The sequence below is a fragment of the Natrinema hispanicum genome, assembly GCF_004217335.1.
GTDB lineage: Archaea > Halobacteriota > Halobacteria > Halobacteriales > Natrialbaceae > Natrinema > Natrinema hispanicum.
The window spans coordinates 81,909-108,285 of record NZ_SHMP01000006.1; the positions used below are offsets into that span (position 1 = coordinate 81,909).

Below are 26,377 nucleotides of genomic sequence, written 5' to 3' on the forward strand. Positions count from 1 at the left end.
ATTACAGTTATACTAGAGACTCGGTCTGCGTCCGGCAGTGATAAGAATTCACGGTTCGATAAGATCTCTTTTCATCTAACGAAGGTCTCGTTACTGAAGTAGAAAATCTTAATATGCAAAAGTAGTAATCGGGTTATGATGGCTGGATCTGACCACGAGTGGTGGCCGAATACGGTGAACCTGGACATTCTCGATCAGAACGCTCAGGACCTCGAGCCGTACGGCGAGGAGTTCGACTACGGCGAGGAGTTCGAGAAGCTCGACTTCGAGGCCGTAAAGGAAGACATCGAAGCGGTAATGACGACCTCGCAGGAGTGGTGGCCGGCGGACTACGGCCATTATGGCCCGCTTTTCATTCGGATGGCGTGGCACAGCGCCGGCACGTATCGCACTACCGACGGTCGCGGCGGTGCGTCCGGCGGTCGCCAGCGCCTCGCGCCGCTCAACAGCTGGCCCGACAACGCGAACTTAGACAAGGCACGCCGACTGCTCTGGCCGGTCAAGCAGAAGTACGGCTGCAAACTCTCGTGGGCCGACCTGATCGTCCTTGCCGGCAACGTCGCCCTCGAGTCGATGGGCTTCGAGACGTTCGGCTTCGCCGGCGGCCGCGAGGACGACTTCGCGCCCGACGCGGCCGTCGATTGGGGCCCCGAAGACGAGATGGAAGCCTCCGAGCGCTTCGACGACGAGGGTGAACTCGAGGATCCCCTCGGCGCGACCGTGATGGGACTGATCTACGTGAACCCGGAGGGGCCGGACGGCGAGCCGGACCCCGAAGCGTCGGCCGAGAACATCCGAGAGTCGTTTGCCCGGATGGCGATGAACGACGAAGAAACGGTCGCGCTCATCGCTGGCGGCCACACGTTCGGGAAAGTTCACGGTGCCGACGACCCCGACGACCACGTCGGCCCCGAGCCCGAAGCAGCTCCGATCGAAGAGCAGGGACTGGGCTGGGCGAACGAGCACGGCTCTGGGAAGGGAGCCGACACGATCACCAGCGGGATCGAGGGCCCGTGGAACACCACGCCAACGCAGTGGGACATGGGGTACATCACCAACCTCCTCGAGTACAACTGGTGGCCCGAAAAGGGTCCCGGCGGTGCCTGGCAGTGGACCACGCAGAACGGCGAGCTCGACGAGGCCGCACCCGGCGTCGAGGACCCGTCGGAGAAAGAAGACGTGATGATGCTCACGACGGACGTCGCACTGAAACGGGATCCGGACTACCGCGAAATCCTCGAACGGTTCCAGGAGAACCCACGGGAGTTCCAGCAGACCTTCGCGAAGGCGTGGTACAAGCTGATCCACCGCGACATGGGCCCGGCAGAGCGGTTCCTCGGGCCGGAGGTCCCCGACGAAACGATGATCTGGCAGGACCCGCTCCCCGACGCGGACTACGAGTTGATCGGCGAAGACGAGATCGCCGACCTCAAAGCGGAACTCCTCGAGTCGGACCTGTCGATCACCCAGCTGGTCAAAACCGCCTGGGCAGCGGCGTCGACCTACCGCGACAGCGACAAGCGCGGCGGCGCAAACGGGGCCCGGATTCGCCTCGAACCCCAGCGGAGCTGGGAGGTCAACGAGCCTGACGAGCTCGAGACGGTGCTGGAAACCCTCGAAGGGATTCAAGCGGCGTTCAACGACTCACGAGCCGACGGGACGCGGGTCTCGCTCGCCGACCTGATCGTGCTGGGCGGCAACGCAGCGATCGAGCAGGCGGCGGCAGATGCCGGCTACGACGTGGAGATTCCGTTCGAGCCGGGCCGGACCGACGCCACGCAGGAACAGACCGACGTCGAGTCCTTCGAGGCGCTCAAGCCGAAGGCCGACGGGTTCCGGAACTACTGCAGTGACGAGGCCGACCGCAAGGCCGAAGAGTTGCTGGTGGACAAGGCAGATCTGCTGAATCTCTCGGCTGACGAGATGACAGTCCTGCTCGGTGGCATGCGCACGCTTGGTGTAACCTACCAGAACTCGGACCTCGGTGTCTTCACTGACCAGCCGGAGGCGCTGACCAACGACTTCTTCGAGACCGTCCTCGGCATGGACTACGAGTGGGAACCGGTCTCGGACGACAGGGAGGTCTTCGAGCTGCGCGACCGCGAAACGGGCGAGGTCGAATGGAAGGGGTCGCGCGTCGACCTCATCTTCGGGTCGAACTCCCGACTTCGCGCTATTTCGGAGGCCTACGGCGCTGAAGACGGCGAGGAGAAGTTCGTGCAGGACTTCGTGGACACGTGGAGCAAGGTCATGAAGCTCGACCGCTTCGACCTCGAGTAATCGGCCGCTCGCGATAGCACCGACACACGGACCGCACATCGCTTTTCCTGGGTGCACGCGTCACTCGGTCGGCACTCCCGACCGCAAGCGAGCACCGCGTTTTTCATTACTCGGTGCTACCTATCGGCGACGATGGCCGAGCCTGACCCCGAACCCGTCCTTCGTGAAGATCCCGTGCTGGCTGCTGTCATCGATCGCCGCGACCCCCATCCGCTCGAGCCGGTCGAAAACGAGTTCGAACGCCTCTGTGTCTCGATAATCAATCAGCAGCTCTCGACAGCCAGCGCCGCAGCCGTCCGTGAACGCGTCTTCGACATTCTCGACGGGGTCGTCACCCCGAAGTCGGTGCTCGACGCGTCTCGAGACGCACTCCGCGAGGCCGGCCTCTCGCGGACGAAAGTCGACTACGTCGAAAACGCCGCCCGCGCGTTTCGAGAGCGCGATCTTACACGTGGCGGACTCGCCGAGCACACCAACGAGGACGTGATCGCCGAACTCACCGAGATTACGGGGATCGGCGAGTGGACTGCCAACATGTATCTCATTTTCGTCCTCAAGCGGCCGGACGTGCTCCCGCTTGGCGATCTCGCGGTTCGGCGAGGGATCGAGCAGTTGTATAACGACGGCGACGAGCTACCGCGATCCGAAATGCGCGAGATCGCCGAGCCGTGGCGGCCCCACCGGAGTACCGCGACGCGGTACATCTGGGCCGAGTACGAGGCCTGATTCCGTCCGGACTGTTCGTCTCGAGTCGGTCACTCGAGGTGGTGATAGTCGAGTTCGTACCCTTCCGCGAGGGCCTCACGGACTGGCTCGCTCGGTTCGGCGACGCCCCGGCGTTGAAGCGAGAGCCCGCCCTCGTCGGCGGCGACGATGAGGTTCTGTCGCCAGTCCGGATCCGTTTTGGGGTAATCCGTCCGGTAGTGTGCGCCGCGGGACTCGGTTCGCTCGAGAGCCGTCCGGAGCAACACCTCGGCGACGATGAGGCTCATCGAGAGATCGACGGCGTACTCGAACGACCGGGAGGTGCGGTCGCCGTCGACCCGGAGATCGGCCGTTCGGGCGCGCAGGTCCTCGAGTCGGTCCAGTCCCTCGCGCAGGCCCGCCTCGTCGCGGAGGATGCCGGCGTGATTCCACAGCAACTCACCGAGATCCTCGAGCAGCGTCTCGGGCGTGACGTCGCCATCCGAAGCGGCCAGGTCCGCGAGCGCGGCAAACTCGCGTTCGGCCAGCGCTCGCTGGCCGTCGGCGATCGAGGGGGCGCGGTCGTCCGCAGTGACCTGCTCGCTGACGTGCTCGCCCACGAGTTTGCCGATTGCGACGGTTTCGGCCAGCGAGTTGCCGCCGAGGCGGTTTGCCCCGTGGACGCCCGCGACGGCCTCGCCGACGGCGTACAGTCCCTCGACGCCGGTCTCACCCGTTTGGAAGTCGATGTCGACACCACCCATCGTGTAGTGGGCCGTCGGCCCGATCTCCATCGGTGCTTCCGTGATATCGACGCCGAGGTCCCCGAACCGTTCGACCATCGTCGGCAGTCGCTCGCGGATGTACTCGGGATCACGATGGGAGATGTCGAGATAGACACCGCCGTGGTCGGTCCCCCGCCCCTCGCGAACCTCCTGGGCGATCGCTCGTGCGACCACGTCTCGGGCGTCGAGTTCCATCTGGTCCGGCGAGTACCGTTCCATGAAGCGCTCGCCATCGTTGTTGTAGAGTCGGCCACCCTCCCCGCGGACGGCCTCCGTCACGAGGCGACCGTCCCACTCGTCGCCGTAGCGTTCCCCGACCATTCCGGTGGGGTGGAACTGGACGAACTCGGTGTCGAGGAGTCGGGCGCCCGCCTCGAGCGCCAGCGCCTGGGCGTCGCCGTTGTTCTCGTCGTCCCGCGAGGAGTGGCGTCGATAGGCCGCCGAGAAGCCACCCGCCGCTAGCACGACGTGATTCGTCCGGAACAGCAACCCGTCGCCGGTCTCCATATCGAACCCGACTGCGCCGTCGACACGGGTGCCATCCGAGAGCAGTCGCGTGATCATCACGTTCTCGCGGTAGGGGATCTCGAGGGCCTGTGCTCGGTCGATCAGCGTCTCGAGCATGACCTCGCCCGTTCGATCGCCGACGAAACAGGTCCGGCGGTACGACTGCGCGCCGAAGTAGCGCTGGTTGATCTTTCCGTCGTCGGTTCGGGCGAACGACATCCCCCACTCGTCGAGTTCCCGGATCCGGTCTGGCATGTGTTTGGCCGTCAACTCGACAGCTTCGGGATCGTTCAGGTGGTGCCCTTCGTTCAACGTGTCCGCTGCGTGGATCGGCCAGTCGTCCTCGGGATCGAGCGAGCCGAGCGCGGCGTTGATCCCGCCGGCCGCCCACGTCGTGTGAGCGTCGCCGTAGTCTCGTTTGCCGACCACGAGCGGCTCGAGCCCCGATTCGGCCAGTTCGATGGCGACTCGAGCCCCGGCAGCGCCCGCCCCGATGACGAGCACCGGCGTCGTGACGACGTCGTATGTGACCTCGTGGTCACGATCGTCGGCTTCGTCCCCGCCCTGAGTCGGCAGCCGTCCGTCGACGCCACCGGCATCGCCGGCCGTCGATACACTGTGGTCCGCAGGCGGTATTTTTGTCATCAAGATTATGTAAGGGCTGGCCGAACATAGCTCGCTCACCAAACTATGCAAACTGCCGAAAACGAAGGAATCAGGCCACTAATCTCGCGTTTGGGTTTTTGTCCGGGTCAAGACGTACCGGGCGAATGCGGCTAGTCAGATGGTGCCATGGGTCGACGAATCACCGGGCGGTAACGGCTCACTCCTCGAAATGGGGGCGACTGACGTCTTCGGGAAGGTCCGGTTCGACGTTCGCGAGTCGCATCGCGTTGCCGGTCACGCCCAGACTCATCCCCATGTCACCGATGACGACCGCGTGGATCACCGTCACGAGGCCAATAGGCGCGCCAGCGGCCAGCACCGCCTTCACGGCCAGACTCGCCCAGATGTTCTGGCGGATGACGCCGTTTGCCGTCCGTGAGAGCCGGTAGAGATACGGTAGTCGCGTCAGATCGTCGCCCATCAGTGCCACGTCGGCCGTCTCGAGGGCCGTATCCGTCCCTGCCGCCCCCATCGCGATGCCGACGCCAGCAGTCGCGAGCGCGGGCGCGTCGTTGATCCCGTCGCCAATCATGGCGACGTTGCTGCTTGTGTCGTCGTCATTTCCTTCTCCCTCGAGCCGGCGGATCCACTCGAGTTTCTCGTCGGGGAGCAACTCGGCGTGGTACTCATCGATGCCGACTGCTTCGGCGATCGCGCGGGCAGTGCCCTCGTTGTCGCCGGTAAGCATCACGACGCGGACGCCCTGGTCTTGGAGCTGTGAGACGGCCCACGTTGCCTCCGGACGGACGCGGTCCGCAATACCAACGACGCCCAGCGGGCCGTCTTCGGTGCCGACGACCACGACGGTCTTGCCCTCGGCCTCGAGTCGCGGGACGACCTCGCTCAGCACGTCGAGACAGCCCTCGCGATCGCAGTCGGGCCGCGAGTCGACCGCGAGCGCCGTCCCGCCGTCGGTCGTGACGTGGGCGTGCTCCAGATCAGCCAGCCCCTCGAACAGGTCGGGTTTGCCGACGTAGTGCGTTTCCCCGTCGATGTCGGCGCGGATTCCCTTTCCGGTCAGCGCTTCGAATCCCGAGACGGCCGGCTCGTCGGGATCGATCCCTTGCTCGTTTGCGTAGCCGACGATCGCCCGCGCGAGTGGGTGTTCGCTGCGGCGTTCGGCCGCGCTCGCCCGCCGAAGCACGTCTGCCTCGTCGGCCCCCTCGAGCGGGACCACATCCGTTACCGACAGGTCGCCGGTGGTGAGCGTCCCCGTTTTGTCGACCGCGAGCACGTCGCTTTCGGCGACCGACTCGAGGTATCGGCCGCCCTTGATCAGGACGCCGTTGCGCGCGGCGCTGGTGATCCCCGAGACGACGCTGACCGGCGTCGAGATGACGAACGCACAGGGACAGGCGATGACCAGCAGCGTCAGCCCGCGCAGGAACCAGGTGTGCCACGACGCGCCGACGACCAGCGGCGGGCCGACGGCGACCGCGATCGCGAGTGTGACGACGATCGGCGTATAGACGCTCGCGAAACGGTCGACGAACTGCTCGCGTTTGGTCTGTTCGCGTTCGGCGTCCTCGACGAGCCGGACGATCCGAGCGATCGTCGAGTCGCTCGCCGCGTGCTCGACGTCGACCTCGAGGTAGCCCGATTCCGCGATGGTGCCGGCGAAGACTTCGTCGCCTGCCGTCTTGTCTGCAGGGACGCTCTCGCCTGTGATCGGGGACTCGTCGACGGCGCTCTCGCCCTCGAGTACGGTGCCGTCGGCGGGAATCTTCTCGCCTGGTCGGACGACGACGCGATCGCCGACCGCGAGGTCGTCGGCTGGAATCGTCTCCTCGGAGCCGTCCTCGCGTTTGACGGTCGCAGTATCGGGCGAGAGATCCATCAGCTCCCGCAGCGAGTCGCGTGCACGGTCCATCGAGTACGTCTCGAGCAACTCGGCGATGTTGAACAGAACGGCGAGCATGGCCCCCTCGAAGGGGTGATGGGCCGCGACGGCGGCGATGATGCCGACGGTCATCAGGAAGTCGATGTCGAGACTCCGATTGCGTGCGGAGTAGTAGCCGTTCCGGAAGATCGGCGCGCCGGCGACGGCCGCGGTCATAATAAAGAGCAGCGTCGAGAGCTGGTAGCTCCGGCCGGCGACTGCGACCAGGGTCGGATCGAGTCCGGAGAGGACGAACTCGAGGGCCATCCCGACGGCCACGACGATGGCACCAAGACCCGTGATAGCGGCCCGGCGGCTCTTCCAGACGGGCTCGGCGTCGGCCATCGGCTCGCCGTCGCTGTCGAGCGGCGTCGCGTCGTAGCCAGCGGACTCGATCGCGTCGGTGATCGACTTGGGATCGGTCCCCTCGTCGACTCCGACGGTCACGCGACCCGACGTGGGCCGGGTCTCGATCTCGTCGACGCCGTCGGCTCCCTCGAGGGCGGTCTCGACTTTGCTCGCACACGAGGCACAGTCCATGTCGGGAACCGACACGGTCACTTCGTCAGCGCCGCGGCTGCCATCGCCGACGATCTCGTAGCCGGCCGCCCGGACCCGCTCGCGGATCTCGCTATCGCTTGTCTCCGTCGGATCGTATTCGACGACGAGTCGGCCGCTGGTTACGCGTGCATCCAGTTCGTCGATCCCGTCGAGCCGGTCGACGCTGTTGGTCACTTTGCCAGCACACGACGAACAGTCCATCTCCGGGACGCGGAGTTCGAGGGTGCGGGTCGCGTCCGGCCCCTCACCCGCGTCCGGCGGCGAAACGTCACTCATTACTCGCGTCTACTCGCTCGCCACCCATACGGGTTATTCGGCGTGCGCCAACTCGGCACCGGAGGCGGTGGCGTAGCCGCTGTCGCGTGCCCTGTCGTTAGGAATACGGCTCTTTATGCGATGCGTCTGATTAGCGACGGGCACTCATGTTTGCGAATATCGACCTTGGGCCGCAGTGTCCCGTTTGTGAGTCTGCAATGTGGGAGTTCACGACTGCGACGGACTTTATGGGGGCCGACAACGAGCAACTGGCAGCGGATGTGACTGCCGAGGCGGAATGCTTCGATTGTAACTCGTTATTTGCAGTTTCGGTCGTAGTCGACGAAGAGGGCTGTCTACGGACATCCGACGACGAGTCAGTGAGCCCACCACAGGGATTTGGGTGGGGAACCGCTCGGTCGCAGATCGTCGCCACACACGTCCTCCACGTGTGGGGCGATACCAACGATCGCTTCGGCGACCAGTATTGCCAACCGTACGACTTTCAGGACATCCGGATCATCGAAGACAAGTCCTGACCCGCTCGAGGCGCGTTTCTCACGACTGCGCATTTGGTTTGATTCGAAGCGATCACCGACCGACTGCGAGCGTCTCGTCGTACTCGAGCGAGTCGTCGGCGACGAACGCGGTCGCAAGGGTCGCTTCAGCCCGCCGGAGCCGGTAAGAGAGCGTCGAGCGTGGGACGTCCAGTTTCTCGGCGAGTTCCGAGAGGTCGGTCCGCCGTGGAGTCTCGTAGTAGCCGTATTCGACGGCGGCCTGGAGTGCCGCCCGCTGTTCGGCCGGCAGCGATTTGTCCGCGTCGTCGTCTTCGCGATCCGGGTCGAGATCGGTCAGCCGGAGTATCTCCATGCCGGCACACTCCCCGACCTCGTCGCCGAGCGCATCGAAGAAGTCACCGACCGGCGCGTCGCGCCCGAGAACGATCCGCCAGCGGTAGCGCCGACCCTCTCGGTAGGTTTCAAAGAGCAGTCCTTCGCCGAGATACTCGAGTGCGAGGTGGGGGACCGAGGTACAGACATCCGTCCGATCCCAGTAGGTGTAGACGACGAGTTCGTCGCTCGAGCGATCGAGCAGTTGCGTCTCACAGTCGGCCCCGCAGTCGTCTCGGACCAGACAGTCCGCACAGTAGGTCGGCTCGCGGTAGGCCGACTCCAGCGCTTCGATCCCCGCCTGCGAGCCGGTCGCGTGATCGACCCGCCAGAGGCTCTCCGATGTGACGTGACACGCGAGCGACCGCACCGTCGTCTCCGGGTTGGCCTCGAGCACGTCCGCGACCGGGTTCGTGCCTGGATCGTACTCGAGGGCGAAGACGAACTCTCTCATTACGCGACGGTAGGCGGCGACGCGACAAAGGGCTGCTGGCGACGGTCGCTCGAGACGCGTCGAGCACCGATTGGGGCGTGACCGAGAGCGCGACTCGAGCGACGTGGGGCCGGTCCGATTTTAGTCGAGTAGCTCCCGTGCGATGATGTTCTTCTGGATTTCGGTCGTGCCCTCGTAGATCTGGGTGATCTTCGAGTCGCGGTAGAACCGCTCGACGGGGAAGTCGTTGACGTAGCCGGCCCCGCCATGGATCTGGACGGCCTCGTCGGCAACGTCGACGGCGACGCGGGAGGCGTACTCCTTGGCCATCGAGGCGAGCTTGGTGATGTCGTTGCTCTGGTCGACGTTCCAGGCAGCCTTGTAGGTCAGGTTGCGCGCAGCCTCGGTCTTCGTGGCCATGTCGGCGAGTTTGTGCTGGATGGCCTGGAACTCCGAGATCGACTTGCCGAACTGCTCGCGTTCCTGGGCGTACTCGAGGGCGGCCTCGAGCGCGCCCTTCGCAATGCCAAGTCCCTGTGCGGCGACACCGGTACGGGTCTCGTCGAAGAAGTACATCTGTTGCATGAACGCGGCGTCGCGGGTGCCGATGAGGTTTGCCTCGGGGACACGGACATCGTCGAGGACGAGTTCGGCGGTATCGGAGGCCCGGATGCCCATCTTGCCGGTGATCTTGTCGGCAGAAAAGCCGTCACGGTCAGCCTCGACGACGAGCTGGCTGAAACCGTTATAGCGTCCCTCGGCGTCGGGATCGGTCTCACAGAGAACGACGAAGAAGTCACCGACAGAGCCGTTCGTGATCCACATCTTGGTGCCGTTGATCACCCACTCGTCGCCGTCTTTTTCAGCGCGGGTCGACACTGAGGAGACGTCCGAGCCGGTGTCGGGTTCCGAAATCGCCGCGCCGGAGATCTTCTCGCCGGCCGCGACCGGCTCCAAAAAGCGTTCCTTCTGATCTTCGGTCCCGAACTCGCGGATTGCTTCGGTCCCAAACGAACAGGCCATGATCGAGAGCGCGATGCCCGGATCGTGCGAGAACAGTTCCTCGGCGATGATGACCGACTCGAGCGTCGAGTAGCCGGCCCCGCCGTAGTCGATGGGAATCGAGGCACCAACCAGCCCCATCTCGGCGGCCTCGTCGACGATGTCGTGTGGAAACGTCTCCGAAGTGTCGTACTCCTCGGCGTTAGGAACAATCTCGTTTTCGGCGAACCGGCGGACTTCGTCGCGGATCTGCTGGTGTTCCTCAGTGAGCCCGAATTCCATGGGATACTGTTACATGCCACCCGATAAAGGGTTTTGTAACCCGAAGTAAACTGAATAAGAGTTTCTAATTCTGACGGGGGAAACGTTGAAACGACTTCACATAGGACTACTGATCATGGAGCTCGAGGATATCAACACCATCGCAGTTCTGGGAGCAGGCAACATGGGTCACGGCATCGCGGAGGTCGCCGCCATCGCGGGCTACGACGTACGGATGCGCGATATCAAAGACGAGTTCGTCCAGAACGGCTACGAGCAGATCGAGTGGTCGCTGGGCAAGTTCGCCGAAAACGACCAACTCACCGACGAAGCGGCCGACGCAGCCTTAGAACGCGTCACGCCGCTGGTCGACATGGAGGAAGCTGTCGCCGATGCCGACGTCGTCATCGAGGCCGTCCCCGAACAGATGGAGATCAAAAAAGAGGTCTACACCGACCTCGAGGCGGTCGCTCCTGACCGGGCGATCTTCGCGACCAATACCTCGAGTCTCTCGATTACGGATCTCTCGGAGGTTACCGACCGGCCCGAACGGTTCTGTGGGATGCACTTTTTCAACCCGCCGATCCGGATGGACCTCGTCGAGGTCATCTCCGGGGCACACACCGCAGACGAGACGCTCGATGTCGTCGAGGACTTCGCAGACGACCTCGGAAAGACGCCGGTACGCGTCCGCAAGGACGTCCCCGGATTCATCGCCAACCGCATCCTCGTTCCGCTGATGAACGAGGCCGCGTGGCTCGTCGAGGACGACATCGCCACGATCGAGGAGGTCGACGCGACGACGAAATTCGATATCGGGCTGCCGATGGGAAGTTTCGAACTCGCGGACTACGTCGGCATCGACGTCGGCTACCACGTCCTCGAGTACATGCACGAGGTCGCGGGCGAGCGCTACGAGCCGTGCCCGCTGCTGGAATCCAAGGTCGAAAGCGAGGAGTTCGGCCAGAAGTCCGGGAAAGGCTTCTACGACTACGAGGACGGCGACGGTGCGGACATCTCGATGGACGAGGAGCTGTTCAGCGAGACCGTCAAGGAGCGCCTGCTCGCCGTGGTCGCGAACGAAGTCGCCTACCTCGTCGGTGATGACGTCGCATCGCCCACAGAGATCGACACCGCGGTCAAACTCGGCGGCCGCTGGCCGAACGGACCCGCGAAGTTCGCCGACGAGTACGGCGTCGACGCGCTCGCCGACGCACTCGAGGACGCCTACGCGGAAACAGACCATCCCCGGTACGAGCCGTTCGACTATCTCGCCACCGTCGCCGAAGAAGGTGGCTTCTACGACGACGCAAGCGCGGGCGAAACGGACGGAATGCCGGAGTTCGAGACGATCGGGCTGACCTACCCCAGAGACGGGGTTGCACAGATCGAACTCGACCGGCCCCAGCAGATGAACTCCATCAGCATCACGCTCGTCGAGGAACTCGGAACCGCACTCGACCGTGTCGATGACGACGACAGCGTTCGCGCACTCCTGCTGACAGGGGCCGGCTCGAAGGCGTTCTCCGCGGGTGCAGACTTCATGAGTATCGCCGGCAGCGGTGCCGACCCCTACGAGGCGATCGAACTCTCGAAGGACGGCCAGGAGACGTTTGGCCGCCTCGAGGAACTCGAGTTGCCGGTCGTCGCCGCCATCGACGGCTACTGTCTCGGCGGCGGAATGGAGCTCGCGATGTGTGCCGACATCCGGCTCGCGACCACGCGCTCGGAGTTCGGGCAACCCGAGTTCGATCTCGGCTTGCTCCCGGGCTGGGGTGGCACCCAGCGTCTGCAGCGCATCGTCGGCATGGGCCGTGCAAAGGAAATCATCTTCACCGCAGAGCGGTTCCCTGCCGAGGAAATGGCCGAGTTCGGCTTTGTCAACGAGGTCGTCGAACCCGACGAGTTCGAGACGGCCGCACACGACTACGCCGAGAAACTTGCCGGTGGCCCGCCACTTGCGATGCGCTATACGAAACGGGCGATGCACAAAGGCTGGGACAACCACGAAGCCGGACTCGAGATCGAATCGCTGGGCTTTGGCCACGTCGTCAACTCCGAGGACGTTCACGAGGGCATCAACGCCTTCTTCGGTGACGACGAACCCGAGTTCGAAGGACGATAATCTCGGCCTCGCTGCCGGCTGCGAGTCGACCAACACCGGTGACACCCGCCGTAGATCAGCGTGGCTATCGAGGAAGCGGTCGGACTGTCCGCTCGGCAGTGAAATGGTCGCGAGATTTATCACCCAGAGGTACCATTGGTGACGCGTGGCTGTAACCGATGATGAGAACGGAGGGGTTACTTCATGACTGACGGGATCGAGGTGCTCGTCGTCGACGATGAGGCCCGGCTCGCCGACCTGTTTGCTGCCTGGCTCCAGAGCGACTGGACGGTCGAGACGGCCTACGATGGCGAGGAAGCGCTCGCAGCGATGACCGACTCCGTCGAGGTCGTCCTGCTCGACCGGCGGATGCCAGGACTCTCCGGCGACGACGTCCTCGAGCGAATCCGCGAGCAGGGATACGATTCGCGGGTCGTCATGGTAACGGCGGTCGACCCGGACTTCGATATCATCGAGTTGGGCTTCGACGACTACCTCGTCAAGCCGGTCGCAAAGGACGACCTCCTCGAGATGGTCGACGACGTCGTCGCCCGCTCGGAGTACGAGGCGGATATTCAGGAGTACTACGCACTCGTGTCGAAGAAAGCGCTGCTGGAGGCGGAGAAAACCGACCGCGAACTCGCGACCAACGAGGAGTACCAAGACCTCCGTGACCGCGTCGACGAACTCGAGGCGCGCGTCGACGAAACGGTCGCCGAGATGACCACACACGACGAGTTCGTCGGTGCGTTTCAGGACCTGCCGTCCGATGAATAGCCGTCAATTTCGAACTCGAACGGGCCCCTCCATCCTCGCGTTCTGCTGCGGTGCCTGCTGCTCTCTCTTCCGGTAGCGACGTCGGTGATCGGAGCGGACGAAGACGGCTTCGCTATGGCCGCGGACGGACAGACATCAAGGTGCCTGCCGATAGATCAGATTGCGCTGGATTTCGTTTGCGCCCTCGTAGATGACCGGGACCCGCGCGTCGCGGTAGACGCGGGCGATCCGGCGTTCGTCCAGGATGGATCGCCCGCCGTGGAACTGCATAGCCTGCTCGGCGATGTCGACGGCTGTTTCGGTCGCTTTCGTCTTCGCCATTGCTGCCCAGTAGCCCGCGCGGTCCCGGTTTGCGACGTGCTCGCAGGCACGCCATGTGAGCGTCCGGGCGCTCTCGAACTCGAGGAGCATCTCCGCGAGGCCGTGCTGGACCGACTGGAAGTCGCTGATCGTCCGGCCGAACTCCTCGCGGTCGCGAGTAAACTCCCAGGCTTCCTCGATGGCGGCCGCAGCGAGACCGAGACCGTGGCCGGCGACGGCGATGCGGCCGTGATTGAAAAAGTCCGCGAGCAGCATGAAGCCGGCCCCCTCCGCGCCGATCAGGTTCGCTGCGGGAATCCGGCAGTCGTCGAACTCGATGTGGGCCTGCTTGGAGGCACGCATCGCCATCTTTTCGGGAATGTGCTCGGCGTCGTAACCATCCGTGTCGGTCGGGACGATGAACAGCGAGTGGTTCCCGTAGGGATTGTCCTCATCATCGCCGGTACGGGCATAGACGGTAATCCAGTCTGCTTCGACGCCGTTGCCGACCCAGTACTTCTCGCCGTTGATGACGTACTCGTCGCCGTCCCGTTCAGCCCGGGTCTGCATCCCTGCGAGATCACTCCCGGTGTCGGGCTCCGAGACCGCAAGTCCGGAGCGCTGTTCACCCTCCGCGACCGGTCGAAGGTACGTCTCGCATTGCTCGTCAGTGCCGTGCTCGGCGGTGATCTCACAGCCGAAACTCGCCAACTGTAACGTCAGCGCGATTCCCGCGTCGGCCCGGTAGAACTCCTCCGTGAGTGCGAGCAACTGCGCGAGATCGAATCCGCGCCCGCCCCACTCCTCGGGAATGTCCTGTGCCACGAGACCGGCGTCCCGCCCCGCCTCGAGGATCTCCTCGGGATACTCGCCGGCCTGGAAGTACTCCCGGGCGTTCGGTTCGATGTGGTCGCGTGCGAACGCGCGGGCTTCGGCTTTGATCTCGCGTGCGTGGTCCGGAACGAGCTGCTCGTCGAGTAGGTCCATGCCATGTTGAACGCCCCCATGGTGAAAATAACCAAGGGCGAACAGTGCAATTCGTACTGGGGACCGTCGGGAGCGCTAGCCGGCGAATCCGGACAGCAACCACTCGTTGTCGTCACCTTCCTCGTCCACGATACTCGGGGCGCTGACGAGCACGAACGCGCTCTCGTCGTCACCGTTGCGGATCTGGCGCGTCGATTCGGGCGGGATCCAGAGTGCGTCGCCAGCCTCCATGTCGACCGGCTCGTCGTCGACGACGACCGTCGCCTCCCCCTCGATAAGCACGTAGACTTCTTCGTGGTCGTTGGCCGTGTGATCGTGGGGTTTGCTCTTCCAGTCCGGATCACAGCGAGCGATCGTTACCCCGACCTGCTCGGTCTCGAGTGGATCGCTGAGAAAATGCATCGCACTCGAGACCTGCTCGACGTCCTCGTAGTTGACCTTCCGGTATGTCATATTTCCTCATTCGCGGGGGTGACAGTAAAACTATACTGTTGGCCACCACGGCTCACACACAGATCGCACTCGAGTCGGGATCAGGTGTTCACGGGCTGGTGGCCAACAGTATACGCGTTCATTGCGCGGCGCTAGTCCTGTGCGATCGGATCGAAGCTGTCGACCGGGATGACCGAGTAGTCGACGGTCAGCGCGTCTTTGGTCGCCCGGATCTTCCCGACGAACGTCGAAATATCCTCGAGTTCACCTTCGAGAACGAACAGTTCCATGCAGTAGTGATCGCCGACGTGGCTGTGGAAATTCGACGCGACGAGGTCTTCGTGTTCGTGACGCAGGTGCATCATCCGTTCTTCGACCTTCGTCGTTTCGTAATCGAACAAGACCGTAACGATGCCCATCAGATCGCGTTCCTCGAGTCGGGTGTCCTCGAACTCGCCCAGCAGGTTCCGCGAGGCTTCCCTGACGACTTCGCTCCGGCCGGTGTAGCCGTGCTCGTCGGCGAACTGATCGAGTCGCTCCAAGAGTTCGTCCGGCATCGAGACGCTGACGACTGCCATATAATAAACCAACCGCTATGAACTATTAAGGATTATCATCACAACTCGAGCCGACGATCGGCCTACACGTGATCTGCAGGGAGCAGATCATCGAACGCCTGTTCTGCAAGCCACTCACAGAGCTGTACGAGCTGGTCGCTGGCTGCCTCGAACAGCTGAGCGCCTTTTTCGGCCGTCGCGTCCGTTTGGTCGCCGAACACGCCGTTGTCGCTGTTGTCGATCGCGTCGTAGTACGTTCGCGAGCCGTGTTTGACCGTTCCGGCATCCTCAACGGTTGGGATACCGGTATCCCGGGCCTCCTCGAGACGCTCGTCGTGGACCAGCTCCGGCTCGAGGTACTTGATCATCGCCGTCTCTTTCGGCCCGCCGTGTGGTCCGTTCTGAGCGAAGAGATCGTCGACCAGTTCCGGAATCGACTCGTCCCACATCCATTCGATCGCGTAGGCGACTTCCGCTTGCCGAAGACGGGCACCGACTTCCCGGAGATGCTGGACGTTGCCGCCGTGGGCGTTGACGTAGATCACGCGGTCGATCCCGTGGGCGGTCAGATTCCGCGTCAGCGACTCCATGTACTGGCGAAACGCCGGCGGCTCGACCCACATCGTTCCGTGGAACTGTCGATGATGGCCGCTGACGCCGACGTTGATCGTCGGCGTACAGAGATAGCCGGTCCGGTCGGCGGCTTCCCGAGCTAACGCCTCCGCGATCAGGTGGTCGGTCGCCTCCGGCAAGTGCGGGCCGTGCTGTTCCGTCGAGCCGAGTGGCACAAGCGCGAGCGATTCCGAGTCGAAGTAGGTCTCGAGGTCCGGCCATGCTTCGTCGGCGAGGTACATACGTACTCTCTCGTGTGGATCATCAATAGCGTAGTGGGAAACCCCGGCACACGAATGTCCACCGTCCGGAGACGAGAACGCGTGCCAACGCGACATCGAGACGATCGCTGGTCGGTCTGGTCGGCCACGAAGGAGTCACACGTAGAACAGTGCTACTGATGGGCTGCCGTCGGAAAACACGGCAGCGACCCGACGCTGTCCACTGCCGGTCTGATCTCTCGTGCGTGGTCGACTCGTATGAGTGTAGTCAGCCAACAGCTATATATTCCGGCACCGACTCAACCCGGCAAAGCGGTGCACGACGTGATTCCGACACTACCCGATTCGGATCGAACCCTGCTCGCCGCCTCGCTCACCTGTTTCGCCATCACCGGCGTCGCGAACGCCGCCGTCGACGGGGTCGAATTAACGCTCGGAGCGACCGCGCTCGCCATCATCGGCGTCTACGGCGTCGCTCGCTATGCCCAGTCGGTCACACGGCGTACGCTCGCGCAGACGGCGCTTGGCCTGTGGCTGTCGTTTCTCGGAGTCGCCAGCACGCACGCTGTCGGCCTCGAGACGGTCGGTGCCGCCGTGCCGGGGCCCGCTGCGGTGACGGTCGTCGCCCTCACTGCAATCACGTGGGCAACGCTGCTTGCAGCCGCCGGCGCGACGCTCTTTCTCGGCTTCCGCGAGTACGGCTCGCCGGCCCCGGCTGACGAACAGGTCATCGACGGCGAGACCTCCGATTACTCGACGCGGTAACTCACCGCGATTCCTTCGCCAAGCGGGAGCACTCCCGTCTCGAAGGCCGGGTCGGCACGGACCGTCTCGAGGTAGTCGATGATTCCTTGCGTGTGGTCGTTCGTCTCGTCCACCGGGCTGTCCTCGGCCCACGCGAGGAGGTCGTCGAAGTCGATGATGCCGGCCGTGATCGCGTTGTCGGCGATGACGACGCCGCCGACAGGGATCTTCGAGCGGACAGCCTCGAACGCGTCCGCGTACCGATCCTTTTCGTGATCGATCAGGACGACGTCGAACGGCCCATCGTAGCGGTCGATCGTCGCCATCGCGTCACCGTGTTCGTATCGTGCGATCCCGTCGTAGCCACCCGCAGCCATGTACTCGCGGGCGAGCTCGAGTTCGTCTTCGTCGACTTCGGTGAGGACGATCTCGCCGTCGTCTGGGAGGGCATCCGCGAACCAGTAGGCGGAGTAGCCATACCCCGAGCCGAACTCGAAGATCCGTTCAGCGCCGTTCAATCGGGCGACGAACCGGAGAAACGCGCCGACCTCGGGGCCAACGTGGGGAAACCCCTCCGCGGTGGCGTACTCGTCCATCTCGAGCAGCGTCTCGTCGGGGTCCGGACCGACCGCACGCACGAAGCGGGCGATGTCGTCGGTAAGAACGTCGGTCATACGAGGGCATACGGTCGCGAACACAAATACTGTCGGCCATCGCTGAGCGGCTCCGGCACGGACTATCCGGCGGGCCGCCACACTGTTTGCCAGCCTGCCCGGCGCTCGCACCCACGCGAGCGACAGTATCCTTTTTGCCACTCGGAACCATCCTTTCGACCGACATGTCTGCTGATCACACCCTCGCTGAGTACGTCGATAATCTGGTGTACGAACCCGTACAGGTCCACGAGCACGGCATCGACCTGACGGTCGCCGCTGTCTACGAGGTCGCCGCCCCCGGCAGCATCGACTTCGGCGGCGACGAACTCGCAGACGCCAACCTCGAGCCGGTGCCGACCGAACTCGAAGCACCCGACGACGAGTACGGCTGGTGGCACCTCGAGGGCGGCCAGTACGTGATCCAGCACAACGAGTTCCTGACCGGCCTCGAGAACGCAGCACAGCTTCAGCCGCGCAACGAACTGCTGGCCCGTGGCGGCTCACATCCCTCGATGCTGGTGCGCGATCATCTGCCGTTGATGCCGCTTTCTGTCGCCGACGGCGGCCTCCGGCTCAAGGAAAACGCGCGGGTATCGACGATTACAGCGTTCGGTGACGGTTAGCCGCCGAATATCGCCGTCCAACAGTGTATTTACCGTCTGGCTCCCTAGCCCCGCGGTAGTGATGTATCAGCACATCCTCGTTCCGACGGACGGGAGTGACGGGACCCGTCAGTCGCTCACGCACGGACTCACACTCGCGGAGCGATTCGACGCGACGATCCACGCGCTGTCGGTTGTCCCCGAGGGACCACTGGGGACGCTCCAGTCCGACGAGGGACACCCCGCTGCGGAGCGAGCAGTCGAGCGCGTCGAGGTCGAAGCGACGCGTGAAGGCGTCGACGTCGTGACGGCGGTCGAACAGGGCGTCCCACACGAGGAAATCATCGCGTATGCCGACGACCATGACATCGACATGATCGTCATGGGAACACAGGGTCGAACCGGCCTCGACCGAGTGCTCGTTGGCAGCGTCACCGAACGGATCGTCCGGATGGCCGACATTCCAGTCGTCACCGTCCGTCTGAACGACGAGATTCGGATCGAAGATGCCGACGAGGCCGCCCGAATCGCGCGTAAAGCCGCCGATGCGGAGGGGTACGACGACATCACTGTCAGCGATGATCCACACCGAACCAGCGCTTCCTGGATCGTCCCCCTCGAGACGGGATCAGGGCCGCTCCACGTCCACGTCGACGCCGTGACGAGCGAGGCTCGAGTCGCGAAAGGACCGAAGCAGTAGCGTCTATAGCAGACTGCAGCGAACGCTTCGAGCGGGCTCAGTCCTGGATGAACTCGCCGTCGCAGCGGTATTCCTGTAGCTTGGTGCTGTCTACTGGTTCGGTTTCATTGTACGGTTCCGAAGGCTGTGCCATGTAGTAGAGGTCGACCTGCTCAATGTCGGTCTCGTGATTGCCGTTCCAACGTTCACAGAGGTGGTTCGCCAGATACGACCGGTGGTTTTCGTTGTCGCCTCCCCAGACGTTCGCGAGGTACTTCCGCCAACGAGAGGTTGGATACACGTCCTCGTGGCTCGATGGTGGGTCCCAGCTGACCTCGGACCGATGGAGCGCATCGATCTCGGAGCCGTTCTCGAGTTCGGCTGGTGCGATGAACCAGCCATCGGTTCCGAGTGGTTCTGGTGCAAACATCTGCCAGTTTTGATCGGTTTCGGTCGCCTCAAGTGCTTCTTCACCGGGTTCGGGAACCTGGGTGTAGCCGACCGCTTGCGCATTCGAGAGGATCACGAGGACGAGAAAGAGCCAGGGAAGCACCGTCGAAAACAGCGTGCGCCCGTGAGCGACCCCAGCGGTGAGAAGTCGCTGTGGCGCTGGCAGAGTGGTCGGGAGACCGCTGATCGTCGGCCCCCTGGGAAGAGTAGCACGGAGTCGAGACATCGCGGCGCACAGCGGTCTTGCGAGGCCGGCGCGGGTAGCCAGCACGACCAGACCGTCCCAGACGAACGGCGGGTAAAACGGGACGAGCGCCGTGACGACGACCAGCGGGAAAATCCCAATCCGCATCGTCACGAGCATTCCGAGGTGCATGCCGGCAAACGCCGTTGCAAGCACCGCTCGCGGACGGCCGGTGAGCAAGAGTAATAACGGCGAACTGAGCAGTAGCCCAGTCCACAGGTATGTCATCATACGCAGCAACTCGGGATACTCAGCGAGGACATCGCCGAGCAAAAACGTGAATTTATAATCCAGGCTGAAGACGTAGACGACCGCCTCGCCGTTGAACCACATCTCACCCCGACTCTTGTGGATCGCGTTCACGACGTACATGGACGTGACCTGAAGCAACAGCGCCATCGTCGCCACGTTCGAGACGGTTGCTCGAGGCTCGTCAGTACGGCGAGCATCGACGGCCCACCGCTTGCCCAACGGCAAGAACATCGCCCAGAACAGCAAGATCCGAAGAAACGTGTCCCCACCGTTGAGGACCATCGGGTTCCGGGCGTGCAGTGAGAGTAGCAATAGCCACGAGCAGACCGTTGCCAGCCGGGTTCGGTACCCAATAGTCATCGCGACGGCGAAGACGGCGGCGACGACGAACAACAGCCCAATCGCCCACGGCTCACCCGACATTGCGTGTAGTGAGTAGACGTTCGAATAGTCCGAGAACAGGGCCGCTCGTGGGAGAACGCCAGCGTCTGTGTAAAACGCTTCGAGGTCCCGCGAGCGGAGTGCGAGATCAGTAAGCAACAGGAGGCCGAGCGCGATCCGGAACGCGGCTAGCGCTCGCGTATCGATCGCAAACCGGTTCGCGATCCCGGCCGAGAGCCGATCAGCGACAGCCGAAAGACGGTGGCGTCCATCAGTAGAGGTGTGTCGTTCTTGCATCGTCTGAACTAGATATCCGGGTATCCCGAGCAGACCAGCATAAGCTTGGTGTATAGTGAAACACATTTTTGAACTACCCAGCCGTCTTCGCGCTGCTGGGTGGCGATTGGAACCCTGAACGACAATCACTCCGGACAGGACGCCGGTCGATGAGTCCCGAGATCCCGGACGAGAAACCGATCGTCCTCTTCGATGGGGTCTGTAACCGCTGTAACGGCTTCCTCCAGTTTATCCTGCCCCGAGATACGGACGGAAAGATCCAGTTCGCATCCCTCCAGTCCGACATCGGCCAAGAACTGCTCGAGGCACACGACCTCCCGACGGACACCCTCGAGTCGATCGTGCTGATCGAAGGCGATGACTGCTACGGCAAGTCAGGTGCTGTGGCACGGATCGCCGCGCACTTGGGCGGGGGATCTGCGCACGCGCCATCGTTCCGATACCTTCCGCGACCAGTTCGCGACCGTGCGTATGACTTCGTCGCCGGTCGCTATCGGTGGTTCGAGCAGCAAGACCCGTGTCTGATGTCAACTGGTGACGTTCGATCCCGGGTTCTCGAGTAAGTCTGGGCCGATTTCGCCGTTCTGACAGTGGTGTTCCGACGGTCTCGAGTTTGGGTACCAACCGTCCGCGCGAAGAAAAGCCAGGGCGGGGATTTGAACCCCGGAAGTCTCGATTACAAGTCGAGTGCATGAACCGCCCATGCTCCCCTGGCGCTGGCTGTTGATTAGCCGTCCTCCTTTGAATGTGTATCGTTTTCGTCCCGGTTTTCGAGCGACCGTGACATCGTCACCCGGAACTCGTCGTACCCCTCGCGCTGATAAAAGCGACGGGCGGCTTCGTTGTCGGCCATCACTTCGAGCAACACCTCGTCGGCACCGCGCTCGGCGGCTGCCTCCTCGGCGGCTGTGAGCAACGCAGCCCCGATCCCGCGGTCGCGGAAGGCTGGTTCGACGTAGATATTCGAGAGCAGGCCGCGGGTGCTGTCGAGTTCGAGGGAGCCGCGTTCGATCGTGACCGAGGCGAAGCCGACGATCTCACCCGCGAGCCGGGCAACGAGGAGGCCGTCGGCGACCTGATAGGCCGCGAGCGTCTCGCGAATTGTCTCGCGGTTCGGGTCGGCACGGACAGCTGAGTCATGCTGGCGCTGATCGCGCGCGAGGCGCACCCACAGGTCGGTGACCGTCTCGAGGTCGTCCCGCGTAGCGGGCTCAATCGTCGGCTGCGGGTTGTTCGGGGGCATTCTCGAGTGCGGTCACGGCGGGCAGCGGTTCGGCGGTGAGCATCCGGAGGGCAGCGCCGCCGCCGGTGCTGACGTGGGAAAAGCCCTCGACGCCGAGTTGCCGCAGTGCGGAGGCGGTGTCGCCGCCGCCGACGATACTCATGGGCCGTTCCGTGGCGGCACCGAACAGCTGTCTGGTTCCCGTCTCGAAGCACTCGTCCTCGAAGACGCCGGCAGGGCCGTTGAGGATCACCGTCTCCGCGTCCGCGAGGATGCGCTTGTAGTACTCGAGCGTCGACGAGCCGATGTCCATGGCGGCCTCGCCGTCGCCTGGCGGTAAGGCGTTAATGCCGAGTTCGTGGCGGTCGCCGTCGCGGGCGACCGCGACGTCGCGTGGAAGCGCGATTCGATCGCCGTAGGCATCGAGTAGATCGGCGGCGCGGTCGATCTCGTCCCAGTAGCCCTGGTCGTAGATGAAATCCGAACTGGCGTCGCCCAGATCGACGCCGTCGGCGATGAGGAAGACGTTGCCGACGACGCCCGCAGTGAGAACGTGATCGGCCAGTCCCTTCTCGAGGATGGACCAGGCGACATCGATCGAATCGGGGACTTTCGCCCCGCCGAGGACGTAGACGCGGGGTTCGGGAGTTTCCTCGATCGACCCGAGCACGTCGAGTTCGGACTCCATGACGCGGCCGGCATAGCCCGGGAGAACGGTCGGGAGGCCGACCAACGAGGGTTGTGAACGGTGGGCCGCGGCGAAGGCGTCGTTGACGTAAGCGTCGAGGACTGGCTCGAGACCCTGCACGAGGTGTGTCTGGGCGGCCCGTTCGGGCTCGAATTCCATGTACTCCTCGCTGTAGAAACGGGTGTTCTCGAGGACAATACAGTCGCCATCGTCGAGGTTCCTGACGGCCTCGCGAGCGGCGTCAGTAAACGTTGCATCCACGTAGTCGACGGGCTGGCCGAGCAGTTCCGAGAGGCGATCGGCGTGGGGCTCGAGCGTGACGAACTCGTCGCCGCCGGGTCGACCCTGATGGGCGAGAACGGCGACCCGACCGCCACGTGCGACGAGTTCCGAGAGCGTATCGACGTGAGCGCGCAGTCGAGCGTCGTCTGCGAGCGTGCCATCGTCGTCGATCGGACTATTGACGTCGACGCGAACACCGACGGTAGTCCCTTCGACGTCCAGGTCGTCGAGGGTCGCGATCATTATCGACCCCTCCACCGCGGCCACCGAAAGGTCTTTCTATCGGAGAGATTGGGGCGATATATGCTGGCACTACACACGACACGATCGGAGCGCCGCCAGCCTCACACCGATCGACAGTCCGCACAGACCAGCTGCCCGTTGGCGTCCCACAGCGACTCTGCGAGCGAGCCACAGACCTCGCAGACACCCTGGGTGGTGTACTCGTCGCCACCGTTGGGGAGCAACTGGGTTTCGCCCTCCGCGGTCGGCGACGTCGCAGCAGGTGCAGCCGACTGCCGGTCGCGGTCGATCGGCGGCTGGCTCGAGCGCGGGGGCGTCATCGTCGCCTGGAACGAACTCGCGGCGGCGATGACGTCGCGCTGGGTGACGACCCCGGCGACCCCGTCGTCGCCCTCGACGACGACGTTGCGGATGTTCTGGCGAGCCATCGTCGTCGCAACGTCGGTGAGCGATCGGTCGAGTCCCACCGTAATGACTGGCGTCGTCATCGCGTCTTCGACGGTTTGTTCGGCTGGATCGTGCTCGTCCGCGACGAACTCGAGGACGTCCCACTCGGTCACGATGCCGACCGGCTCCGGACCGCGAACGACTAGCGCGCAACTCGTCTGCTCGTCGCGCATGAGCCCCACGACATCGAGGACGGTGTCGGACTCACTGACGCCGACGTAGTCGGTCGTCAGCACGTCTCTGACGGACAGTTCCGATTCCATATGCGAATAATTCGCACGAACGGGCTAAAAGCTACCTCCGGCACACTTAAGCAACACGGCACCGAAGTTCGGTAATTCCGGTTCTCAGGCCGTCTGCCACTCGAGTTCGACCCGGGTCCCGTCTGCCCGACACGTCTCGAGGGCGTGTTTCGCGGCGAAGCCAGCCTCGTGGGCACTTTTGCCGCGGCCGACGCCGACCTGCATCTCGACGTCGACGGCCTCCTCGACGTGGGCAAGGGCCTCCTCGTAGTCAGCGGCCTCGAGGTCGGGACAGACGACAATGACGTTGTCGCCGCCGACGAAAAACGAGAGACTGTCGTGGGCATACCGCATGTGACGCATGAGTTCGGCATACCCCTGCTCGATTTCGATGAAGGTATCGAAGGCGTTGAGCTCGTCCGTGTAGTTGCCGGTGGCGTTGATCACGTCGAAGTGAGCGATCTGGATGTCGTCGTCGGCCCGGTATGGCTCGTCGATGACCCGCCCCTCGAGACACTCACGGCGGTGTTTGTCCTGTGCGCTGCCGGCCTCCTGGAGGCGTGCAGTCGCGTCGGCCAGCGCTTGGACGGGGTTCGTGCCGGTCGCGACGCCGAGACTGAGCGTCACGGGATAGCGATTGCCGACCGACTCCTGTAAGAGCGCGTGATCCTCAAGATCGAGGCCGTTCGTGACGGCGATCATGTTGTCGAAGCGAGTGAAAAAGGTGTAGCCGCCGCGGTTGCCGACGAACTGGGAGATGTCCGCGTACAGCCGGGACTGCATAGTCTGGAGGTCGGCCTCCCGGCGCGGTTCAGGGGTCACCGTCCACGGCCCGTAGTTGTCGATCTGGACGAGCGTTACCTGCGTGTTAGTCACTGTAGGCAATTCTTTCGAACGGCGTCGTATAAGTGATACGCAATCCAGTTCCGTGATGCGATACGAGAAACGGCGTTATGCAGGAACCTTTTCGGGGTCTTTGCCCTGCGGGTGGTACTTCCAGAAATTGCCGGCGCGCATGGCCTTGCCGACGGCTTTGTGCATGTCGAGGATCGTCTCGAACTCGGTCACGTCGTCGTCGATGTAATCGAAAATCTCGCTCATCGCGACGATCGTCTCGTGGTTGACCCGGATCGGGTAGTCGCCGTACTCGCCGACGAACTCGTCGCGGTCGAGCGGGAAGTCCTCCTGCTCGTCGACTTTGTCCGCGATGACCCGCATGTCGAACTTGCGCATCCCCTCGCTGCCTTCCTCTCCGTCGGGATCGACTGGCCAATCGTTGCTCATACCCGGACGTGTGCAGGGGACCCGCAAAAGGATTACTCCTTGGCGCTGTCATCTCGTCGGTGGTGGACACGCTCGAGCGCGGCCAGTTCGAACCGGATGCCGCCATCGATGCCATCCCCGACGCCGTTTCCCGTCGGTATCGGCTGGCATCGCGTGGGCTCGAGTGTGTCATTTTCACGTCGATAACCGTAGATATAAGTTACAATAGGTCAACAGTTAGTACGGAAGTCGAACTCGAGAATCAGGGGCGTATCGAAATGTCCCGGGTGCTGGTACCACCCGAGATGTGGCTTCCAAATCCCACGCCGAGATTCAGTTGCCATGATTGCGTTGCTTCTACCGGGATATAAACAGCCCGCACGACGGCAGAATCGCAGGATGGAAGCAGGATCGACCCAGTCGCGACAGACCGGAGGTCGCGATGGATAGCGAGCAGACCGCAAGCGGCGACAGCTCGGCGCTGCCCGACTGTCCCCGTTGTGGCAAGCCGGTCGCGTTCTCGGCGGCCACCGGTCCCTACACCGGTTCAGTCAGTCCCTGTGGCTGTTCGGTCCCGCCGGATCTGCTTGCAGACCTCTGGGACTGATCGGCTCGAGGGCTCGAGCCCTGTCGATCAGCCGGCCGATCGGAGATGGAAGTCGAACCGATCACTGTGACACAGCACCATCTCGTTGACAGCCGACTCCAGTCGGTCGGCTCGGAATCAGGGTCCGAATGCCCACTCTGCACACTCTTGCTGGTCACAACGTGGTGCGTTACCAGAAATGGGGACAACAAATATCAGCCAGTCCCGTGTGTCAGTCTCGTCTTACGACTCGGTCGAGTACAGATACACCGCACCGATGGCGACGATTGCTTCGGTGACTTTCGTGATGACGGCCATCGGGTTAAGACTCCCTTGCATGTAGAACGCGTCGATGCTGAACCCTTGGAAGACGAACAGGGCGATGATCGTGGCGATCGAATAGGCCGCCGCGACGAGATAGAGCGTCTGGTTCCAGTAGGGAGTCAGATAGAGGACGACGCCACCAAGGAAGCCAAGCCCGTTCAAGATGAACAGGATTCCCATCATCTGATTGAATCCCATGGCCCGGGGGGCGAGTACCAGATGAAGGATTCCGGTCACGACGGCTGCGAGTATGACCAGATACCCAACCGGGTTCGATGGGGTACTGATCAGCGAGTCGGTCCGTCCTGTCGTCGTTGATTGCGCAGACATTGTCCGACTTATGAGGCCAGCACTTGATGGGTCGTACTTCGATTCCAATATTGTGGGAACGATAGCTATCTTCTATACGGATTTCATTCTATCGGCGGTATTGGTGGACAGGACGAACGCTTTCGGATAAATACCGGCAGTATTGTTACAGAGTGTGTGTTCCATGACTGTGTATTCGACCGATAAACGCACACTCGGCGAGCTGATTCGACACGAAACAGGAGAAAACGACGGCAAACCAACGGGGCATCG

The 26,377-nt window shown here is 63.2% G+C and carries 26 protein-coding genes and 1 tRNA gene; 10 read left to right on the plus strand and 17 right to left on the minus strand.

Features of this window, described 5'->3' with window-relative positions:
* Positions 1-138 precede the first annotated feature (138 nt).
* Together katG and BDK88_RS14850 are read left to right on the plus strand one after the other, a co-directional pair.
* Entirely contained in the window at positions 139-2,280 is a 2,142-nt protein-coding gene (gene katG / locus BDK88_RS14845; RefSeq protein WP_130501120.1) for a catalase/peroxidase HPI, read from the plus strand.
* A 132-nt stretch (positions 2,281-2,412) separates the two neighbouring features.
* A complete protein-coding gene (locus tag BDK88_RS14850) occupies positions 2,413-3,006 on the plus strand; it encodes a DNA-3-methyladenine glycosylase family protein (protein WP_130501121.1) in 594 nt (197 codons plus the stop codon).
* Between the two features lie 29 nt (positions 3,007-3,035).
* Here the strand turns inward: BDK88_RS14850 and BDK88_RS14855 are convergent, their stop codons facing one another.
* Together BDK88_RS14855 and BDK88_RS14860 are read right to left on the minus strand one after the other, a co-directional pair.
* A complete protein-coding gene (locus BDK88_RS14855; RefSeq protein WP_130501122.1) occupies positions 3,036-4,901 on the minus strand; it encodes an L-aspartate oxidase in 1,866 nt (621 codons plus the stop codon).
* 178 nt (positions 4,902-5,079) lie between these two features.
* Positions 5,080-7,638, minus strand: a complete 2,559-nt coding sequence (locus BDK88_RS14860) for a heavy metal translocating P-type ATPase (RefSeq protein WP_130501123.1) — start codon at positions 7,636-7,638, stop codon at positions 5,080-5,082.
* A gap of 146 nt (positions 7,639-7,784) precedes the next feature.
* On the opposite strand from BDK88_RS14860, the gene BDK88_RS14865 reads away from it, so the two are divergent.
* Positions 7,785-8,156, plus strand: a complete 372-nt coding sequence (locus tag BDK88_RS14865) for a hypothetical protein (RefSeq protein WP_130501124.1) — start codon at positions 7,785-7,787, stop codon at positions 8,154-8,156.
* 52 nt (positions 8,157-8,208) lie between these two features.
* Here BDK88_RS14865 and BDK88_RS14870 read toward each other — a convergent pair whose 3' ends face one another.
* Together BDK88_RS14870 and BDK88_RS14875 are read right to left on the minus strand one after the other, a co-directional pair.
* Complete coding sequence (locus BDK88_RS14870) at positions 8,209-8,961, minus strand: helix-turn-helix domain-containing protein (RefSeq protein WP_130501125.1); 753 nt, start codon at positions 8,959-8,961, stop codon at positions 8,209-8,211.
* Between the two features lie 120 nt (positions 8,962-9,081).
* Entirely contained in the window at positions 9,082-10,224 is a 1,143-nt protein-coding gene (locus BDK88_RS14875; protein ID WP_130501126.1) for an acyl-CoA dehydrogenase family protein, read from the minus strand.
* A gap of 115 nt (positions 10,225-10,339) precedes the next feature.
* Here BDK88_RS14875 and BDK88_RS14880 point away from each other — a divergent pair, with 115 nt between their 5' ends.
* Both BDK88_RS14880 and BDK88_RS14885 read left to right on the plus strand, forming a co-directional pair.
* Entirely contained in the window at positions 10,340-12,328 is a 1,989-nt protein-coding gene (locus BDK88_RS14880) for a 3-hydroxyacyl-CoA dehydrogenase/enoyl-CoA hydratase family protein (RefSeq protein ID WP_130501127.1), read from the plus strand.
* A 183-nt stretch (positions 12,329-12,511) separates the two neighbouring features.
* Complete coding sequence (locus tag BDK88_RS14885; protein WP_130501128.1) at positions 12,512-13,084, plus strand: HalX domain-containing protein; 573 nt, start codon at positions 12,512-12,514, stop codon at positions 13,082-13,084.
* Positions 13,085-13,219: 135 nt separating this feature from the next.
* Here the strand turns inward: BDK88_RS14885 and BDK88_RS14890 are convergent, their stop codons facing one another.
* The 4 genes from BDK88_RS14890 to BDK88_RS14905 form a co-directional block, all read right to left on the minus strand.
* On the minus strand, positions 13,220-14,371 hold the full coding sequence (locus tag BDK88_RS14890; RefSeq protein WP_130501129.1) for an acyl-CoA dehydrogenase family protein: 1,152 nt from the start codon (positions 14,369-14,371) through the stop codon (positions 13,220-13,222).
* 75 nt (positions 14,372-14,446) lie between these two features.
* On the minus strand, positions 14,447-14,824 hold the full coding sequence (locus tag BDK88_RS14895) for a cupin domain-containing protein (RefSeq protein ID WP_092933011.1): 378 nt from the start codon (positions 14,822-14,824) through the stop codon (positions 14,447-14,449).
* A gap of 131 nt (positions 14,825-14,955) precedes the next feature.
* On the minus strand, positions 14,956-15,381 hold the full coding sequence (gene nikR, locus BDK88_RS14900; protein ID WP_130501130.1) for a nickel-responsive transcriptional regulator NikR: 426 nt from the start codon (positions 15,379-15,381) through the stop codon (positions 14,956-14,958).
* Positions 15,382-15,443: 62 nt separating this feature from the next.
* Entirely contained in the window at positions 15,444-16,214 is a 771-nt protein-coding gene (locus BDK88_RS14905) for a creatininase family protein (RefSeq protein WP_130501131.1), read from the minus strand.
* A gap of 294 nt (positions 16,215-16,508) precedes the next feature.
* On the opposite strand from BDK88_RS14905, the gene BDK88_RS14910 reads away from it, so the two are divergent.
* Positions 16,509-16,958, plus strand: a complete 450-nt coding sequence (locus BDK88_RS14910; protein WP_130501382.1) for a hypothetical protein — start codon at positions 16,509-16,511, stop codon at positions 16,956-16,958.
* Here the strand turns inward: BDK88_RS14910 and BDK88_RS14915 are convergent.
* Entirely contained in the window at positions 16,943-17,611 is a 669-nt protein-coding gene (locus BDK88_RS14915; protein WP_130501132.1) for an O-methyltransferase, read from the minus strand. The genes BDK88_RS14910 and BDK88_RS14915 overlap by 16 nt on opposite strands.
* A 164-nt stretch (positions 17,612-17,775) precedes the next feature.
* Between BDK88_RS14915 and BDK88_RS14920 the strand changes: the two genes are divergently transcribed.
* Together BDK88_RS14920 and BDK88_RS14925 are read left to right on the plus strand one after the other, a co-directional pair.
* Complete coding sequence (locus BDK88_RS14920) at positions 17,776-18,216, plus strand: dCTP deaminase/dUTPase family protein (protein WP_130501133.1); 441 nt, start codon at positions 17,776-17,778, stop codon at positions 18,214-18,216.
* Between the two features lie 61 nt (positions 18,217-18,277).
* Complete coding sequence (locus tag BDK88_RS14925) at positions 18,278-18,895, plus strand: universal stress protein (RefSeq protein WP_130501134.1); 618 nt, start codon at positions 18,278-18,280, stop codon at positions 18,893-18,895.
* A gap of 37 nt (positions 18,896-18,932) precedes the next feature.
* Here BDK88_RS14925 and BDK88_RS14930 read toward each other — a convergent pair whose 3' ends face one another.
* Positions 18,933-20,498, minus strand: a complete 1,566-nt coding sequence (locus BDK88_RS14930; protein ID WP_130501135.1) for an HTTM domain-containing protein — start codon at positions 20,496-20,498, stop codon at positions 18,933-18,935.
* Positions 20,499-20,647: 149 nt separating this feature from the next.
* On the opposite strand from BDK88_RS14930, the gene BDK88_RS14935 reads away from it, so the two are divergent.
* The gene (locus tag BDK88_RS14935) at positions 20,648-21,061 is read left to right on the plus strand and encodes a thiol-disulfide oxidoreductase DCC family protein (RefSeq protein ID WP_130501136.1); all 414 of its coding nucleotides are present in this window, start codon (positions 20,648-20,650) and stop codon (positions 21,059-21,061) included.
* A 78-nt stretch (positions 21,062-21,139) separates the two neighbouring features.
* Here BDK88_RS14935 and BDK88_RS14940 read toward each other — a convergent pair.
* The 6 genes from BDK88_RS14940 to BDK88_RS14965 form a co-directional block, all read right to left on the minus strand.
* Positions 21,140-21,213: transfer RNA gene (locus tag BDK88_RS14940), tRNA-Thr, on the minus strand.
* Positions 21,214-21,225: 12 nt separating this feature from the next.
* Positions 21,226-21,741 carry a GNAT family N-acetyltransferase gene (locus BDK88_RS14945; RefSeq protein WP_130501137.1) on the minus strand — a complete coding sequence of 172 codons (516 nt, stop codon included), beginning with the start codon at positions 21,739-21,741 and terminating at the stop codon, positions 21,226-21,228.
* On the minus strand, positions 21,710-22,933 hold the full coding sequence (locus BDK88_RS14950; protein WP_130501138.1) for a phosphoglycerate kinase: 1,224 nt from the start codon (positions 22,931-22,933) through the stop codon (positions 21,710-21,712). Before BDK88_RS14950 ends, BDK88_RS14945 begins: the two co-directional genes overlap by 32 nt.
* A gap of 101 nt (positions 22,934-23,034) precedes the next feature.
* Positions 23,035-23,643 (minus strand): CBS domain-containing protein, encoded by a 609-nt coding sequence (locus BDK88_RS14955; protein WP_130501139.1) that lies wholly within the window; start codon positions 23,641-23,643, stop codon positions 23,035-23,037.
* A gap of 84 nt (positions 23,644-23,727) precedes the next feature.
* On the minus strand, positions 23,728-24,498 hold the full coding sequence (locus BDK88_RS14960; RefSeq protein ID WP_130501140.1) for a GTP cyclohydrolase III: 771 nt from the start codon (positions 24,496-24,498) through the stop codon (positions 23,728-23,730).
* Positions 24,499-24,573: 75 nt separating this feature from the next.
* Complete coding sequence (locus tag BDK88_RS14965; RefSeq protein WP_130501141.1) at positions 24,574-24,906, minus strand: DUF5785 family protein; 333 nt, start codon at positions 24,904-24,906, stop codon at positions 24,574-24,576.
* Positions 24,907-25,327: 421 nt separating this feature from the next.
* On the opposite strand from BDK88_RS14965, the gene BDK88_RS21275 reads away from it, so the two are divergent.
* Positions 25,328-25,492: a hypothetical protein gene (locus BDK88_RS21275; protein WP_165396975.1), complete on the plus strand. Its 165-nt coding sequence runs from the start codon at positions 25,328-25,330 to the stop codon at positions 25,490-25,492.
* Between the two features lie 222 nt (positions 25,493-25,714).
* Here BDK88_RS21275 and BDK88_RS21820 read toward each other — a convergent pair whose 3' ends face one another.
* Positions 25,715-26,125, minus strand: a complete 411-nt coding sequence (locus BDK88_RS21820; RefSeq protein WP_130501142.1) for a DUF7475 family protein — start codon at positions 26,123-26,125, stop codon at positions 25,715-25,717.
* Between the last annotated feature and the right edge of the window lie 252 nt (positions 26,126-26,377).